Raw genomic sequence first — 15,961 nt, 5'->3', positions numbered from 1 at the left:
GGTAACGGAATTACCATTCCATTAAACAGCGACGGTCTTAGGATGATATTGTTTCGTCCTTTTGGCTGCCGCTGTTTTTTAATTTTGGCCTCAGCTTCCATTAACAAAAAAATCACTCAGGCGACCGTATCGGTTCACCTGAGCGAGATTCTTACCCGTATTCGTTTTGTTTATTACTCATTAATTCTTGTATCCGGTCGCGGCCATAATATCAGCAAATGCCCAGTAACTGGTTGGAACATCTGACCAGCTCTGCTCTGCAGTCTCGTTGGATGGCGCTCTTCCGGTCAAACGATTTATGATTGTGACCGCCTCTGCACGAGTCAGCAGCTGATTCGGACGGAATGATCCATCCTTAAAACCGATCATATACCCTTTTTCAGCTACTGCAGCGATGCCCGCTTCTTGTGCGAGACCTTTTGTATCTGTAAAGGCTACCGTCTTACTACTGTTAGTAAGCTGTTTCCACGTTGCGATGATGCTTGCCATCTCTGCCCGGCTGACTTTGGCATTCGGCTGGAACTTGCCGTCTGCATCTCCTGTCATCAGCTTTTCACTAGAGACCAGCGAGATCGCATCAGCTGCCCAAAGTTCTGGCCCTACATCACGATAACTCACCAGAGCTGACGCTTGTTTTCCTTCTGCTTGCAGTAATTTGTACAGGATAGCTGCCACTTCTGCTCGTGTCAACTGGCTGTTTGGTCGAAATGTTCCATCAGGGTATCCTGTTATATAAGGCTGCTGCTTCTTGCCCTTCAAGGACAGAATGGTGAACGTACTGAACTTGTCAATTTCAATTTCGATTCCCAAGAAATTTCCGTTTTGATCATACTTGAGCCTGCCATCTAGCAGCTCTGTCTCTCCATCTGTATGCTCCACATACACGGACAAGGAGGCGAGAAGGGCTTGCAGCTCAATAGGGTTGGTAGGCAAGCTGGAGTCTTTCCACTGGAACAGGATCAATGTGGTTCGGTTTTGATAGTTGGCTTCGATCACCATCGGAGCTCCAACTATTTGTACATCCTTGCCTCCAGCTGCTTGTTTCACTTCTTTCGCGTTGATAGCTCGTTCAATAGCCCCTTGCTGCTTATTTTTATCAGGAACAGGAACGATATGGAAATAGAGTTCGTCTGTCGAAATTGTTGCCAACATTTCTTTGGAAATCGTAATGATCAGAGACGGTGTCTGGATTTCCAGAGCAACTTCGTTTTGAAGTCGTTCCAATGCTCTTTTCATGATGTTGACGACCACTTCATCAGCTGGATCTTTTGGTAGATCGTCTATGATGATTCGGATGGTTTCCTTGTTGTTTGCATCAGCAAGATTCAAGATTTCTTTTGCGTCGTTTGTGTCGAACACAACTTCATCGACCTTTTTGCCGTTGGAAGATTGCTTTCTTGTAATTTTGATCTGTTCCCGCAAACCGTTGGAAGTCCCTGCTTCTACTACAGCTGAACGTGTGGAATCAGAGCTTCTGCCTGAACTGCTTCCCGAGTTGCCTCCCGAACCCTTCCCGCCCTGATCTTCATCGTCGTCGCGGTCACGATCCCGAGGCGCTGCAGCTACCGTTACCTGGATTTCTGCTCTCAGCTTTTTGCTGTTACTTACTCCGGAAGGAAGCTTCGTCAGCACTCCCTCGACGATAAAGCGTTGCCTTTTGGTACTGTTAGGATTGTAGTCCGCTTCATCCAAATCCCAGTTAACGCCAACGAAAAGGGATTTTCCATTATCCAGGGTGACTCCTACTTCATCCGGTAAACCAAGTGCAGATGCAGTTTTCCTGGTACCGTTTTCGACACCTGTAATGTCATTGGGGTCTGTTACCGAGACGATGTCCCGCTTCTCACCCTCTGTGTCTGCTGCATCAACACTGACTTGGATGCTTGCCCGCTGGTTCTTGGTATTGGTAATCCCTTTCGGCAGGATCAGCTGTCCACGTACCCTAAATGTCTGTGCTTCTTCATTTTCGGGATCGTAATCTGAGCTCTCTACATCCCAATCTACACGAATATCCATGCTGTTTCCATCATCAAGGATAGCTTCTACTAGCTGAGGTAAGCCCAGTGCTTTTGCCGTCTTGGCTGTCCCATTTGCCACACCTGTTATTTCTTCAGGCGTTTGGACGGAAACAATGTCTTTCGGATCTGTTTCATCATCTGCTGCATTCACCGTGACACGAATGGTGGCAGAATGATTTTGGCTATTGCGCACATTGCTTGGCAAATTGACTAATCTGCCGGTTACTGTAAAACGCTGCTCTTCCTTTACCGTAGGGTCATAGCTTGCTTCTGCTACCGCCCAGCTTACATCCAGATTCATTGTATTGCCATTGGACAAGCTTGCCTCTACTTGTGAGGGCAGTCCTAGAGCAGGGGAAGTTTTGGCGGTACCGTTTGGAATGTCTGTAATTTCCGTCGTCTGTGTGACAGACACGATTTCATGAAAGACAGGCACTGGTGTGTAGGTCCACTGGGCGTATAGTGTGATATTGGATGTACCCATTGGGAGGGTAGAGCCTGCGGCATACGATGTGCCACTACCGTTTGCTGTGGTGTTCCAGCCTGCGAAAGTGTGGTCGGTTTTTGTCAATGTGCCGCTTCCAAGTACCGTTACGCTGTCGCCTTGTTCGTAGGTGCCGTTATCTGTGGGGGCTGTTCCGCTCGTTGCTCCGTTGCCGTGATACGTTACGGTGTAGGTCGGTGCTTGAACTGGCGTCCACTGCGCGTACAGGATGACATTCGCCGCGCCCATAGTCAGCGTCGAGCCTGCTGCATAAGAAGTTCCGCTTCCGTTTGCTGCGGTGTTCCACCCTGCGAACGTATGGCCGGTTTTTACGAGAGAGCCGCTTCCCAGTACCGTTACGGTATCTCCTTGTTCGTAGGTGCCACTATCTGTTGGTGCTGTTCCACTCGTTTCGTCATTTCCGTTATACGTTACGGTGTAGGTCGGCGCTTGAACTGGCGACCACTGCGCGTACAGGATGACATTCGCTGTACCCATGGTCAGCGTCGAGCCTGCTGCATAGGCCGTTCCGCTTCCGTTTGCTGCGGTGTTCCAGCCTGCGAACGTATGGCCGGTTTTCGCAAGTGTTCCACTTCCCAGTACCGTTACGGTATCTCCTTGTTCGTACGCACCGCTATCAGTAGGAGCTGTTCCGCTGGTTTCTCCGTTTCCGTCATACATTACGGTGAAAGTCGGCGCTTGAACTGTCGTCCACTGTGCATACAGGATGACATTCGCTGTACCCATAGTCAGCGTGGAGCCTGCTGCATAAGAAGTTCCGCTTCCGTTTGACATTGTGTTCCACCCTGCGAAGGTATAGCCTGTTTTTGCGATCGTACCACTGCCCTGAACCGTTACGGTATCTCCCTGTTGGTAGGTGTTGTTGTCTATAGGAGCTGTTCCGCTGGTTTCACCATTTCCGTTATACGTTACGGTGTAGGTCGGCGCTTGATCTGGCGTCCACTGTGCGTACAGGATGACATTCGCCGCGCCCATAGTCAGCGTCGAGCCTGCTGCATAGGCTGTTCCACTTCCGTTTGCTGCGGTGTTCCAACCAGCGAAGGTGTGGCCGGTTTTTACGAGAGAGCCGCTTCCCAGTACCGTTACGGCATCACCCTGTTCGTAGGTGCCACTATCTGTTGGTGCTGTTCCGCTCGTTTCGTCATTTCCGTTATACGTTACGGTGTAGGTCGGCGCTTGAACTGGCGTCCACTGCGCGTACAGGATGACATTCGCTGTACCCATGGTCAGCGTCGAGCCTGCTGCATAGGCCGTTCCGCTTCCGTTTGCTGCGGTGTTCCAGCCTGCGAAAGTGTGGCCTGTTTTCGCAAGTGTTCCACTTCCCAGTACCGTTACGGTATCTCCTTGTTCGTACGCACCGCTATCAGTAGGAGCTATTCCGCTGGTTTCTCCGTTTCCGTCATACGTTACGGTGTAGGTCGGCGCTTGAACTGTCGTCCACTGCGCGTACAGGATGACATTCGCTGTGCCCATAGTCAGCGTCGAGCCTGCTGCATAAGAAGTTCCGCTTCCGTTTGCCGCTGTGTTCCACCCTGCGAAGGTATAGCCTGTTTTTGCGAGAGAGCCGCTTCCCAGTACCGTTACGGTATCTCCCTGTTGGTAGGTGTTGTTGTCTATAGGAGCTGTTCCGCTCGTTTCTCCATTTCCGTTATACGTTACGGTGTAGGTCGGTACTTGAACTGTCGTCCACTGTGCATACAGGATGACATTCGCTGTACCCATAGTCAGCGTCGATCCTGCTGCATAGTCAGTTCCGCTTCCGTTTGCTGCGGTGTTCCACCCTGCAAATGTATGACCCGTTTTTACGAGAGATCCACTTCCCAGTACGGTTACGGTATCTCCTTGTTCATAGGTGCCGCTATCTATTGGTGCTGTTCCGCTCGTTGCTCCGTTGCCATTATACGTTACGATATAGGTTGGTGGCGGCGTTGTATCACTAACCGTAATTGTTAGCGTCTGCGTCGCACCTGCACTGAACGCAAAGACTAGGCTTGTCGTTCCAACTGCTTGCGTAGCCAAATACTCTTTTTTGATCGTTACTACGCTCCCCGATAGGCTATAATCTGTTCCTAGCACAAGAGGCGTACTTCCGTTTTTAATAGAGCTCAGGGCATTCCCGTTCAATGTCATCGTGGTTGGAATATCTTTATAACCTGCTGCTGACGGATATTTATCGAAGGAGGCTGTCGTTGGGGTAATCGTGCTGTTCTGTGGCGTTGTATCACTTATCGTAATTGCCAGTGTCTGCGTCGCACCCGCACTGAACGCAAAGACTAGGCTTGTCGTTCCAACTGCTTGCGTAGCCAAGTACTCTTTTTTAATCGTTACTAAGCTCCCTGATACGCTATAATCCGTTCCTTGCACAAGAGGCGTACTTCCGTTTTTAATAGAGCTCAGGGCATTCCCGTTCAATGTCATCGTTGTTTGGACATCTTTATACTTCACTGATGACTGGTACTTATCGAAAGAAGCTGTCGTTGGGGTAATCGTGCTGTCCTTAGGGGATGTATCGCTGACTGTAATGGTCAGTGTTTTTTCCGTACCGCCATCAAAGACAAACGTCAAATCGCTTGTTCCAACTGCCAATGTTGCGAGGAATTCTTTTTTAATCGTTGCTATGGTATCTAGAACTGTATAATCTGTCCCCTTCACAAGGGGTGTGCTACCGTTTTTAATGCCACTCAGCACGTTCCCTTTCAAATCCATCGTTGTCGTAATATCTTTATAATTCGAAGCCGATACGTATTTATCAAAGGAAGCTGTTGTTGGAGTAATCGTGCTTACTCCTTTTACATTTGCGATGGTGATATTGTTAATGTTTAAGTTAGAGGGTTCTCTCCCGTTTGTAAATTTCCATGAAAACTCCAACGATGCAACACCATCTACGTTGAAAGAGTTATTGCTATTCAATAGTGCTCCGACTTGGGTTACGGTCGTATTTAATAGAATGTTTTTTCCTGAAGTTGAAAAGATTCTGATTAAGCTATGATTCACATCATATAAGGCTATCGACAGTGATTCCAAATTTGTTTGACCCTCATCGTCAACAGTGCTTATTCCCAAATTCTGAAATGTAAACGTCCGACACTTATCTATTCCCTCTGCCTTAATGGTAAGTTGTCCTGTTGTATTCATGTCCTGTTGATCTTCGGACCATATTGCTGTGCCTTCCTGGACAAATCCGTTTGATACAAGAAATTTATCATTCAGCTTTTTAAATCCCGATCCCCCGCTGTTATCTGCTCCTAAGGTTCCACCAAAATCGTACGTACCATCAGTTGTTCCGCTCGATGCCGCAAAGGTTCTAGGTGGAACTATGTTGACACATATCACTAGTGCTAAAAAAAGCAGGAATGATATACGTGAGAAAGAGTAAATTTGATTCCATTCCAAACCAACCGACCGTTTTCCTTCTAACCTACTCCAATTCCCCCACATGATTCATCTCCCATTCTTTCTTTTGTCTTGGTCTATCACAAAATGACCAGCATCCTTATTCAAATGATCTGGTCAGTACCCTTTATTCCCTTCGTTCCTTTACACACATAGAAGCTGCGAATTTAGAAAGTACGCAGCTTTTATGCATGTAAATGTAAAACTACTAGCCTCTGGGTGGAAATTCTCCACTTAAACATATGATGTAATTCATCGCTAAAAAGGGCTGCCTATTATTATGTGGCTGACTACCACCAGCTACAGACAAAGCTACAGGGGACATTGCTACATTTGGAGGGGAGGAATATAACTCAGTTTGTCTAGCAGGTCTTCCAGCTGTAGGCGTCTCGGCCCAAAAATGGTTATCAGGCTCGTTTAGCCCCCCTGGAGCTTGATAGGAGTTTGGAATGTGGGTATGCGCTGGTATTTGTGAAGTCAATAATGTAACGGTTGATGAACCAACCTGCTGACCGACAGTTCTCGGTGTCAATCCTGGGCCATCCCCTTGTCCCATAGGTGCAGACCCCTTCAAGTTTGGCAAAGCAAAAGTCGTTTTCCCATCACCACCATATTGCACTCCTAAAACGGAGAAAAGCGCTGTATTTTGAATAATCGACAACAATTGTCCATCGCATAGCGCCCAGCCTTTGGGAGCAAAGTTTCCAGCAAATACTCGAATCTCGCCTATATATGCATCTGCCATTTCTTATTTCCTCCTTAATTACGTGATGGATAAATGCCAGTTGTTGCAATACAAAAGTGCATGGCTTGATAGGGTTGCATATTTGAATGGGGTTGACTGCTTCCAGCGGTTCCTATCGCTGCTGAATTCATCGGAGTCAGTGTATTTGCTTGCGCATAGGGAGCGGATACTTGAGCCCAAGTATTACCTGTCGGGTTGGTTGCTGTCGCATGGGCAGAGGAAGCCATGACTTGATGGGTATGCTGTGGAATTTCATTTACCGTAAGCGTGTGATTCTCTTCTCCTGCCGTTGTTCCCAAAGGGATTGACTGATGAACGTGAATCGGTACCCTGCCTCGTAAATCAGGAAGAGCGAATGTCGTAACTCCGTTTCCTCCGTATGTAGCTCCTAGTAATGAATACAAAGCTTGATTTTGATTTATTTGAAGAATTTGTCCATCACAAAATGCCCAGCCTCTCGGAGCATAATTGCTGATTGGAAACAGACGAAGTTCACCCACGAATGGTTCTGACATTTGAATCCTCCTCTATCAAAATTAATGGATATGATTCGCAACTAACTCTATGGTTGCTGCGGGTATACTCCGTACAGCGAAATAATAAAAGAGATTGTCAATGACGGCATCATATTATCGTGCGGCTGATTCCCGCCTACTGAAGATACAATCTGGGCATTCATGGGGACGAGGGAACCGCTTGTCCCATCCGAATAATTCTTCAAGGTCGAGGTTGCCCAAACGGCATTCTCCGGGGAAGTTAGCGTTCCACCATCCTTGGACGCATTTGCTATGTGCGTATGTGCTGGCAGATTCGTATTAATTAATGTCACGCTTTCTACACCAGCCTTACTGCCATAAGAAATTGTTGAGCTGCGGTGAACCGGGATTCTCCCTCTCAAATCCGGCAACCCGAATGTTGTCTGACCGTCTCCACCATATGTCGTTCCAAGTAGCGCATACAGCGGGTCATATTCTGAAATATTCAAGAGCTGACCATTACATAAAGCCCAGCCTTGCGGAGCATAATTTCCTGCAAACATCCGAATTTCTCCTAAATAAGCTTCACTCATTATTATCACCTCAGCTAGATTACGTTCCTGTGCATAGTAGTGACTAATAGATACCTCACAACTTTTACATAGTAGCATGCAGACTTTTCCACGGAGTCTCAACTTTGTCTCATTTTTTTATAAGAGACTAAGAGTCTAACTCTTCCATTCCATTTCAATATGAAGAGCATTTTCGCCAATTGCTTGAAACCCAAGTCTCTCGTATAGATACCTTGCCTCATTTGTGATCATCACGTGAAGCCTGATCGTCTTTGCAAGCTGTTCCGCCTGCATCTGCAATTGACGTATAAGGATGGAACCAATTCCACGTCCACGAGAAGAAGGAAGCAATGCCAGATCAGCCAGAATAATCTTGTCATCTCCATGGACCACCAGCATGTGACCGATAGGTTCTTCATCGGCAATGATAATCTGATAGTTCGCATCTGGATATTGGAGCTGATACGATTTTTGCTGCATCTCAAACTGCATTCGCAAAAAAGCTTCCTGCTGTGTCACCTCCCACCCCCATGCCGCTACCTCTTCTTGACGTGTACTGGCGTATACCCGGAAGCGAAAATCCTCCTCTTTTGTGGTGGCCACTATCGTTCGTAACGATTGTTCGATCGACATTTAGCTCAGATGCACCGCCTTTGGTTCTACAGATTTCTCTGCAGCTTTGGTACTGGATTTGACAAAAAATAAAAATTCTACGACGTTTTACGATTTCCTATGCAGACTTTTATTAATTTTTTGAAAACGACCTTTATCCATTTTTCATAAACCAAATCAAAAAGGCCACTTTTTCAGTGACCTTCAAACATACGGACTATCTCCAAAGCGTTGCTGTCTTTACCTCCCGCAATCAGTAATATTTTTTTCGAATCACAGCGTATAGAAAGGGATATTTCACCTTGGAAAAATGGTTTGCTACGATCGAATTGTTATCAAAAAGGAGGTAGAGTAGATGAACCATCGGAGACTAGGTACCAGCGGCTTGAGAGTAAGTGAGATCGCTTTTGGAAATTGGATTACCCACGGCGCTCAAGTGGATAATAACACAGCCTACTCTTGCGTTCATGCTGCACTGGATGCGGGGATTACCACTTTTGACACCGCAGATGTGTACTCGGAAACAAGAGCGGAATCGGTTCTTGGTCAGGCATTGAAAGATGTACGTCGAGAAAGCATTGAGTTATGCACAAAGGTTTACCATCCTACAGGAACAGGGAACAACGTCAAGGGACTTTCCCGCAAGCATATTATGGAGGCATGCCATGCGTCACTGAACAGATTGCAGACGGATTACATCGATGTGTATTACGCACACCGCTTTGATTCCACCGTATCGCTTGAAGAAACCTTTCTAGCTTTTTCGGATCTGGTCCGGCAAGGTAAAGTTCTCTATGTGGGAGTAAGTGAGTGGACGGCAGATCAGATTACCAAAGGTGCGGCTTTGGCGCGAGAGTTGAGGGTTCCTCTGGTAGCTAGCCAACCTCAATATTCAATGTTATGGCGTGTCATCGAAACAGAAGTCGTGCATGCTTGCGAGCGAGAAGGAATCGGACAAGTCGTCTGGTCGCCTCTTGCTCAAGGAATTCTTTCAGGGAAATATGCACCAGGCAAGCCCGTACCAAGCGATTCCCGTGCTTCTAGTTCGGCGGGGTCACCCTTTTTCAATAAGCTAGCAGGCCAATGGCTTCGCACCGAGGTCTTGCTAGCAGTTTCCAAGCTCGCCTCACTCGCACATGAAGCCGGGTTGACCCTTCCGCAGCTTGCTATTGCATGGGTACTGCAAAATCCACAAATATCTGCTGCTATCATTGGCGCATCCAGGCCAGAGCAGATACAAGAAAACGTAAAAGCCTCCGGTGTTCGTCTGGATACCGAAATCATGAGGGAAATTGATTCGATATTGGATGGATTTATTGAACGGGACCCTGCTAAAACGGGCTGAATCCCTGTTTTACCTACTGAGAAGATTTGCAACGGGACTGACTTCTTTTACAGTCTTAATAAATGCAGACAAGACAGGCTGATTCACGTCGGTTCTCCATGCGGTATAGAGGGGAACCGGCGGAACGCTTTCCATAAATGGCCTGAAAACAACACCACTGCGCTGAAAAGCGGAAACGGAAGAAGGAACGATGGAAATACCTAGATTCGCAGCTACCAGGTTGACAATCGTATACATTTGGATAGCTTCCTGCACAACATTCGGATACACGCCATGCTTTGCGCAAAAACCGATGATGAGATCATGGAAAGAAGCTCCTAGATGACGCGGAAACATGATGAACCGCTCAGCACCTAAAGACCCGACAGAAATAGCAGACTGCTTCGCCAATGGATGCTGCTCGGGCAATACAGCAACGAGTGATTCATTCGTACAAGTAAGGTAGTCGATATGCTTTGCTGGCTCCATATACCGCAAAAATCCTGCATGAATCGTTCCATCGTACAGGGCCCGCCATTGCTGGGCGGAAGTCATTTCACACAAAGAAAGCTGTATGTCTGGATAAAGTTCACGAAATACTTTCAAAATATTTACCATGATATCTCCCGCTGCTGAATCTACAAATCCAATGGACACCTGTCCGATCATTCCTTGGCTGACTCGCTGCGTCGTTTTAATAGACCGCTCCAATTGAGCTAAAATCATTTTGGCTTCTTCTAAAAAAACGGCACCCGCAGGTGTAAGACGAACCTGTCTCCTGTTTCGCTCTAGAAGTGTCACACCCAGCTCTTTTTCCAAATCTTGAATTTGCTGACTGAGTGGTGGCTGTGTCATATTTAATTTTTCTGCAGCACGGTTAAAATGCAGTTCTTCTGCCACTGCAATAAAGTATTGTAATTTTCGAATATCCATTTGTATTTTCCTTTTCTTTACTCGTTTTTTTAACTCTGATTTGCCCCTCTTCTGCTTCCAGAGAGCTACCCCGTTACATATCAACGAATTCCAATGCCCCCTTACAGAAGATGAACGCTCTTTTCCAATAATTATACGATTAGTTAGAATTCCCTTTACGGCCATTTGTGTTCCTGCTCGTTTCAATAGGGATTTTGTGAGGACAGTGCATGAAGTAATGTAATACTTGTAACCATCCTGTCATCCATCCGTAAAACTAGATTGAATCAGCATCCTTACCAAATCCTTCAAGGGAAGTGAATTTGTGAAAATCACACTTATGGATGTGATGACAGAAGATCATATTCATCGCTGGGTTAGTCCCCCTACTCACCAGCTGACAGTTGGTCTGGTCACGAAATCAGAAAAATTGATTTGGACGCGGGATCAGATGACAGAAGAGGTTCACTCCCATTCTCTCTATGAGATCGGTTCTATTACTAAAACGATGACAGGTCTTTTGCTGGCGCTCGGGGAGGAGAAGGGGCTTTGGAATCGTGCTGATCTATTGTCGAGCCACATTCCCGAATGGACTTCAAGCCCGTTCGCCCGGCAAACAACGCTTCTGCAGCTCGTAACCCATACAGCGGGACTACCGGCGATCCCTAATAATCTGCGAGAAACGATTGTCGATAAGCTAAATCCGTACGCGAATTATACGGAGAAGCATTTAATAGATGCTGTATTGTCAGAGAGCCCTAAAACGAAAAAAAGCCATCGTTATTCCAATTATGGCTTTGGAATACTAGGCTGGCTTCTTTCCAAACGCTTGGATAAAAGCTTGCATGACGCACTCTATGATGAGGTTTTCCAGCCTCTCGGGATGACCTCTTCTGGAGTTGGCGCAAACCTCGGTGAGCCCAATGCCACTCTCCCGGTTTACAGCGTCGCAGGTAAACCGATGCCTCTGTGGGATTTCCACGACACTTTCGCAGGTGCAGGGGCTGTCCGCTCCTCCCTCTCCGACATGCTAACCTACGTCGAAGCACATTTGGCGAACGCCGAGCATCCGCTTTCGTCTGCGCTCGAAGAAACCCGCAAGGAGCATCATGCTATTTTTCCTGGCAGAGGCATTGGAATCGGCTATAGCTGGATGCTTTATCAAGAAAAGGACGGCTCCACCACCCACTGGCATAATGGCGGAACATACGGCTCGAGCAGCTTTATGACCTTTAATCGAGACAAAGGTATCGGTATTGTGATTCTTTCCAATTACGGTATCAATGTCTGGAGTCAGCTGCCGCTCATCGGAATGCGAAAGATGAATGTGGATAAATTGGCACGTATTCTGACCACCAAGTTTTTTGCAGAGCGCTCATAACAGTGCGAGGTCACATCCACCTAAAAAAGGAAGGATGAGTTGTTGTCCGCTCTACCCTTCCTTCTTTGACTTTATAGCGACATTGGCTTATCTGGTAACTGCTTTGGCTTCGGGCTTCCTGACCAGGAAAAATTTGTCCACATGCGCAGCAGGCGTTCAACTGGTCCATAACGAAACTGCTTGAGATACAACGGGCTGACAAAGAGCTGAACCCCGTAAATAACTAGCGCCAAGCCACAACCAGCTAAAACACCAAGCTTTCCGAACAGGCCCAATCCATAGCCATAAAAGATCGTCGTACAAATGACGGTTTGTAGCAGATAATTCGTCAATGACAGCTTCCCGACGGCCTGGAATCTCATAAGCCACGCCGATGATTCACTTTTTGAGAACAGCCATACAAACGTGAAGAGATAACCGATCGCGAGTATAACTCCACCTGATATATCACCAACGCCACTCCACCAATAGCCTGGTGCGAGAACTTTTACCGATTTGAGTAATAGGCCGATCGGAAGGAAGATCAGCATTTTTCTAAAATACGATGCACGCTCTTCATCAGGCTTTTCAAACCAGCGAGCTTTTGCTGCATACATACCAAATAAGAACATCGGTACGGTCATAATAGGCGCAAGCAGCAATATGACCGCCATCATATAGTCAGGCAATCCCAGCGGATCTTCGTTTTTTCTGTGGTGGCTGATCTCTTCATACGCTCCAGTACCGTACACGGTCATTGTTTTTTGAACATAAGCCTCCATACGCGCTTGATCTGCTACCGCTTCCGGATTGTTCTTCTCCTCTGGAACCAGACCCAGTAAGCTGATCAGACAGAGCACGACTACTCCCCACACCAGTAATGTCTTCGGTTTACGGTTCATGAACAGCAATAGAAAGAAGCCCATCATTCCGTAAAAGCCAAGGATGTCGCCTTCCCATAAAAATTCCGAATGGATGATACCAAGTACAATCAACAAAAGAAAACGACGGGCAAAAAAGCGTTTGGTTCGAAGTCCCTTTTCTTCCAAACCTTCTTTCATCTTTATCATGCTAAAACCAAACATGAACGTGAAAATCGGCATAAAGCTGCCCTCGATCACGATTTTTACTAGCTGGTATGTGCTCGTATCGAATGGAGGAATCGCATACAACTGTATTTGCTCTTTCTCCCATATCCCGTATTGAAAGATCAGCATATTCGCCATCAAAATTCCTAGTAGACTGAAGCCCCGCAAGCCATCAATAATGTGAATGCGGCTTTGTTTTATGTCCATCATGATCACCTCGGCTTGATTGTAGCAAGGCAAGCTAAAGTGACTCTAAAAGTCTCCTTACCGTTTTCTAAACGCATCCTCCACTTGTTTAGCTAGAATTAAGGAAGATTATGTACAATACAACTAAGAAGAATGCCAGGTATACGGAGTGATAAAGATGCAAGACGCAAAAATCTTATTGATCGATGATGAGAAATCAATTTTACAAATGCTTGAAATGACGCTGCGAAAAGAAGGATTTCAACGTATCTATACAGCTACAACGGCACAAGAGGGGCTTCATTTGCTCGAAGTGCATGGCGCAGACATTATTTTGCTGGACGTGATGCTGCCAGACAAAACCGGATATGAGGTGTGCCCCAAAATTCGTGAGCTGTCAGATGCACACATCATTTTTGTGACCGCCAGAACCTCTGATTTTGATGTACTTACCGGCTTTGCGACAGGCGGAGACGATTATGTCACCAAACCGTTTAACCCATTGGAGGTAGTAGCGAGAATCAAAGCAAGACTGCGCAGAGGGACAGCACTTCCTATCTCTAAAGGAAATGACGATCCTACGCTGTACGACTTTGGGCACTTTCTCGTAAATGAGAGTGCAGGCGAACTGATCGTGAATGGAGAGTCCGTTTCTTGTCCTGCCCAAGTGTTTCAATTGCTGCTCTATTTGTGCAAGCATCCCAATATCGTTTTTTCCAAATCACAGCTTTATGATGCGGTTTGGGGCATGGACGGGTTCGGAGACGATAGTACCGTCATGGTGCATGTTCGCAAAATTCGCGAGCGCATCGAAACCGATCCGAGTGATCCCAAAAGCTTGGTGACGATCCGTGGTCTCGGTTATAAGCTGGTGAAGGAGAAAATATTATGAGCCGTCTCCGCAGCAGGATAGCCTTTCATTTTACCTTTCAATTTTTGTCTTTATGGGTGTTTGTTGTCATCGCTTTTCTTGTAGGTACCCTCGTTCTCATTCGATACTTGGTCAATCAGGATCTACAAAGAACGTTTCCTATCGGAGCCATTGAAAACATTGCAACGGAAACCAGCTTTACCGAAAATGGCGCGAAGCTTCCCGAGCGCTGGACCAATCAGCTGGGGAAAGCCGGGTGCTGGGTGCAAATCGTGAATGAGAATGGGAAGGTCATCTATTCCTTCAATGTACCTGCTAACCGCTTGAAGGACTCGTACGGCTCAACGGAGCTTTTGCAAATTCAGGATTCGGGCCGCTACGAAGCATTCCGGGTCTTTACATACCTGGATTCGACCGAGGCACAGCCTCATTTTTTTATGCTTGGTGTAGAAGATCCGGGGGCTGACCGGCTGCGTGAATGGATTGGAGCCTTTGGAGAGAACGGGCTTGTTCGTCCGGCTTCCGTGTCACAGCTAGAAGCCATGCTCAAGGATTCAAGACAATACATCGAAATCGTAAATCCTGCAGACCACGTTGTTCAAACGATCGGAGCAGCTCAGCCCCGCGAGCAATATCGTCCGCTAGAGCTTGTATCTATACGGTTGGAGCCGGCAAGACATGATTCGAAAATGGCTGCTTACACAGAAGGTACAACTGGAAACGTGTGGATTTTACATGATATCAATGAAAGACCCGCTGTCCCCAATCAGCCGATCCTGCAAGAGGTTATTCTCGTTTTAGCGTACCTCGCTGCTGGCATGCTGCTTCTAACACTTGTATTCGCAACCTGGCACGGCTATCGTTACGGGCAGCCTTTGCTGCTTTTGACCGATTGGTTCGAGCGGATGGGAAAAGGACATTATCACGAGCCGTTGCCGGAAAAGGACAGGAAAAAGGTATTTCGGAAAAACGGCAAGCTCCGAATGAGGTATCGTTTGTACAAAGAGGTTATTAACGGCTTTTATGATATGGCTGCGAAGCTGGGGGAATCGGAAAAAGAACGGATTCGTCTGGAAAAGACGCGGGAAGAGTGGATGACTGGCATTTCCCATGATCTCCGAACCCCTCTCGCTACCATTCAAGGGTATGGGCATTTGCTGGAGAGTAGTCATTTCAGCTTTACAAAAAGTGAGCTTTCGGAAATGGGAGCAATGATTCGGAGCAAGGGCGATTATATGCTGGAGCTGCTGCATGACTTCTCTTTAAGCTTTCAATTGAAGAATAACAGCTTCCAGTTTGAAGAGACCATCGAGCTCAATGAGTTTGTCCGTCGAACCGTGCTTCGCTATGTGAACGATGCCACGCTTCAGCATGTCGATTTTGCTTTCGAAGAGCATAATAGCACGCTGCCTGTAAAAGCGAATTCAAAATGGTTCGGGCGAATGCTCGATAATCTGATTATGAATGCTGTCAAGCATAATCCCCCTGGCACGCATATTATTTTGCGCACAGGTATGAAGAGAGATTTCGCCTGGATCGCTGTTGAAGACAACGGAATCGGCATGGATGAGGAAACAAAGCGAAAATTGTTCGAGCGTTACTATCGTGGTACGAATACTGATGAAAAAACGGACGGGGCCGGACTTGGTATGAGTATCGCCAAAGCGATTGTCGATGCTCATCAAGGCATAATCCAGGTCGAATCGGATACGGGCAAGGGCACAGAAATTTTACTCTCATTTCCAATTAAACGAGATAAGATATGAAAAAAACATCCATTTGATGAGGTGGACAGTCAGGGCTATACGATTTGCAGTCTGGACGAAGTCCCGCATGCCATTAAATAGCGATGGAAAAAACCAAGCGCCCATTCGGGGATCAGCCCCATCCCTGGTCTGC

11 protein-coding genes are annotated in these 15,961 nt (G+C 46.8%); 4 read left to right on the top strand and 7 right to left on the bottom strand.

Annotated elements, in window-relative coordinates; genetic code table 11:
- Nucleotides 1-180 precede the first annotated feature (180 nt).
- From SB752_RS06800 to SB752_RS06780, 5 genes are all read right to left on the bottom strand, one after another.
- The gene (locus SB752_RS06800; RefSeq protein WP_410714930.1) at nt 181-5,391 is read right to left on the bottom strand and encodes an InlB B-repeat-containing protein; all 5,211 of its coding nucleotides are present in this window, start codon (nt 5,389-5,391) and stop codon (nt 181-183) included.
- Between the two features lie 733 nt (nt 5,392-6,124).
- The gene (locus tag SB752_RS06795) at nt 6,125-6,661 is read right to left on the bottom strand and encodes a phage tail protein (protein WP_410714929.1); all 537 of its coding nucleotides are present in this window, start codon (nt 6,659-6,661) and stop codon (nt 6,125-6,127) included.
- Nucleotides 6,662-6,675: 14 nt separating this feature from the next.
- Nucleotides 6,676-7,176, bottom strand: a complete 501-nt coding sequence (locus SB752_RS06790) for a phage tail protein (RefSeq protein ID WP_410714928.1) — start codon at nt 7,174-7,176, stop codon at nt 6,676-6,678.
- Between the two features lie 47 nt (nt 7,177-7,223).
- A complete protein-coding gene (locus SB752_RS06785; protein WP_410714927.1) occupies nt 7,224-7,730 on the bottom strand; it encodes a phage tail protein in 507 nt (168 codons plus the stop codon).
- Nucleotides 7,731-7,865: 135 nt separating this feature from the next.
- Entirely contained in the window at nt 7,866-8,342 is a 477-nt protein-coding gene (locus tag SB752_RS06780; RefSeq protein WP_410714926.1) for a GNAT family N-acetyltransferase, read from the bottom strand.
- A 334-nt stretch (nt 8,343-8,676) separates the two neighbouring features.
- Here SB752_RS06780 and SB752_RS06775 point away from each other — a divergent pair, with 334 nt between their 5' ends.
- Nucleotides 8,677-9,666, top strand: coding sequence for an aldo/keto reductase family protein (locus tag SB752_RS06775; RefSeq protein WP_410714925.1), 990 nt, complete (start codon nt 8,677-8,679; stop codon nt 9,664-9,666).
- A gap of 9 nt (nt 9,667-9,675) precedes the next feature.
- On the opposite strand, the gene SB752_RS06770 is transcribed toward SB752_RS06775, so the two are convergent.
- Complete coding sequence (locus tag SB752_RS06770; protein ID WP_410714924.1) at nt 9,676-10,578, bottom strand: LysR substrate-binding domain-containing protein; 903 nt, start codon at nt 10,576-10,578, stop codon at nt 9,676-9,678.
- Between the two features lie 304 nt (nt 10,579-10,882).
- Here SB752_RS06770 and SB752_RS06765 point away from each other — a divergent pair, with 304 nt between their 5' ends.
- Nucleotides 10,883-11,938 carry a serine hydrolase domain-containing protein gene (locus tag SB752_RS06765; protein WP_410714923.1) on the top strand — a complete coding sequence of 352 codons (1,056 nt, stop codon included), beginning with the start codon at nt 10,883-10,885 and terminating at the stop codon, nt 11,936-11,938.
- A gap of 71 nt (nt 11,939-12,009) precedes the next feature.
- Here the strand turns inward: SB752_RS06765 and SB752_RS06760 are convergent, their stop codons facing one another.
- A complete protein-coding gene (locus tag SB752_RS06760; protein ID WP_410715134.1) occupies nt 12,010-13,212 on the bottom strand; it encodes a DUF418 domain-containing protein in 1,203 nt (400 codons plus the stop codon).
- Nucleotides 13,213-13,369: 157 nt separating this feature from the next.
- Here SB752_RS06760 and SB752_RS06755 point away from each other — a divergent pair, with 157 nt between their 5' ends.
- Nucleotides 13,370-14,083, top strand: a complete 714-nt coding sequence (locus tag SB752_RS06755) for a response regulator transcription factor (protein ID WP_410714922.1) — start codon at nt 13,370-13,372, stop codon at nt 14,081-14,083.
- On the top strand, nt 14,080-15,828 hold the full coding sequence (locus SB752_RS06750) for a sensor histidine kinase (RefSeq protein WP_410714921.1): 1,749 nt from the start codon (nt 14,080-14,082) through the stop codon (nt 15,826-15,828). The genes SB752_RS06755 and SB752_RS06750 overlap by 4 nt, the downstream gene beginning before the upstream one ends.
- Nucleotides 15,829-15,961 lie beyond the last annotated feature (133 nt).

The organism is Brevibacillus sp. SIMBA_040, assembly GCF_046535075.1.
Lineage (GTDB): Bacteria > Bacillota > Bacilli > Brevibacillales > Brevibacillaceae > Brevibacillus.
The sequence above is the reverse complement of the archived record's forward strand: the minus strand, read 5'-3'. Positions and strand labels throughout refer to the sequence as shown.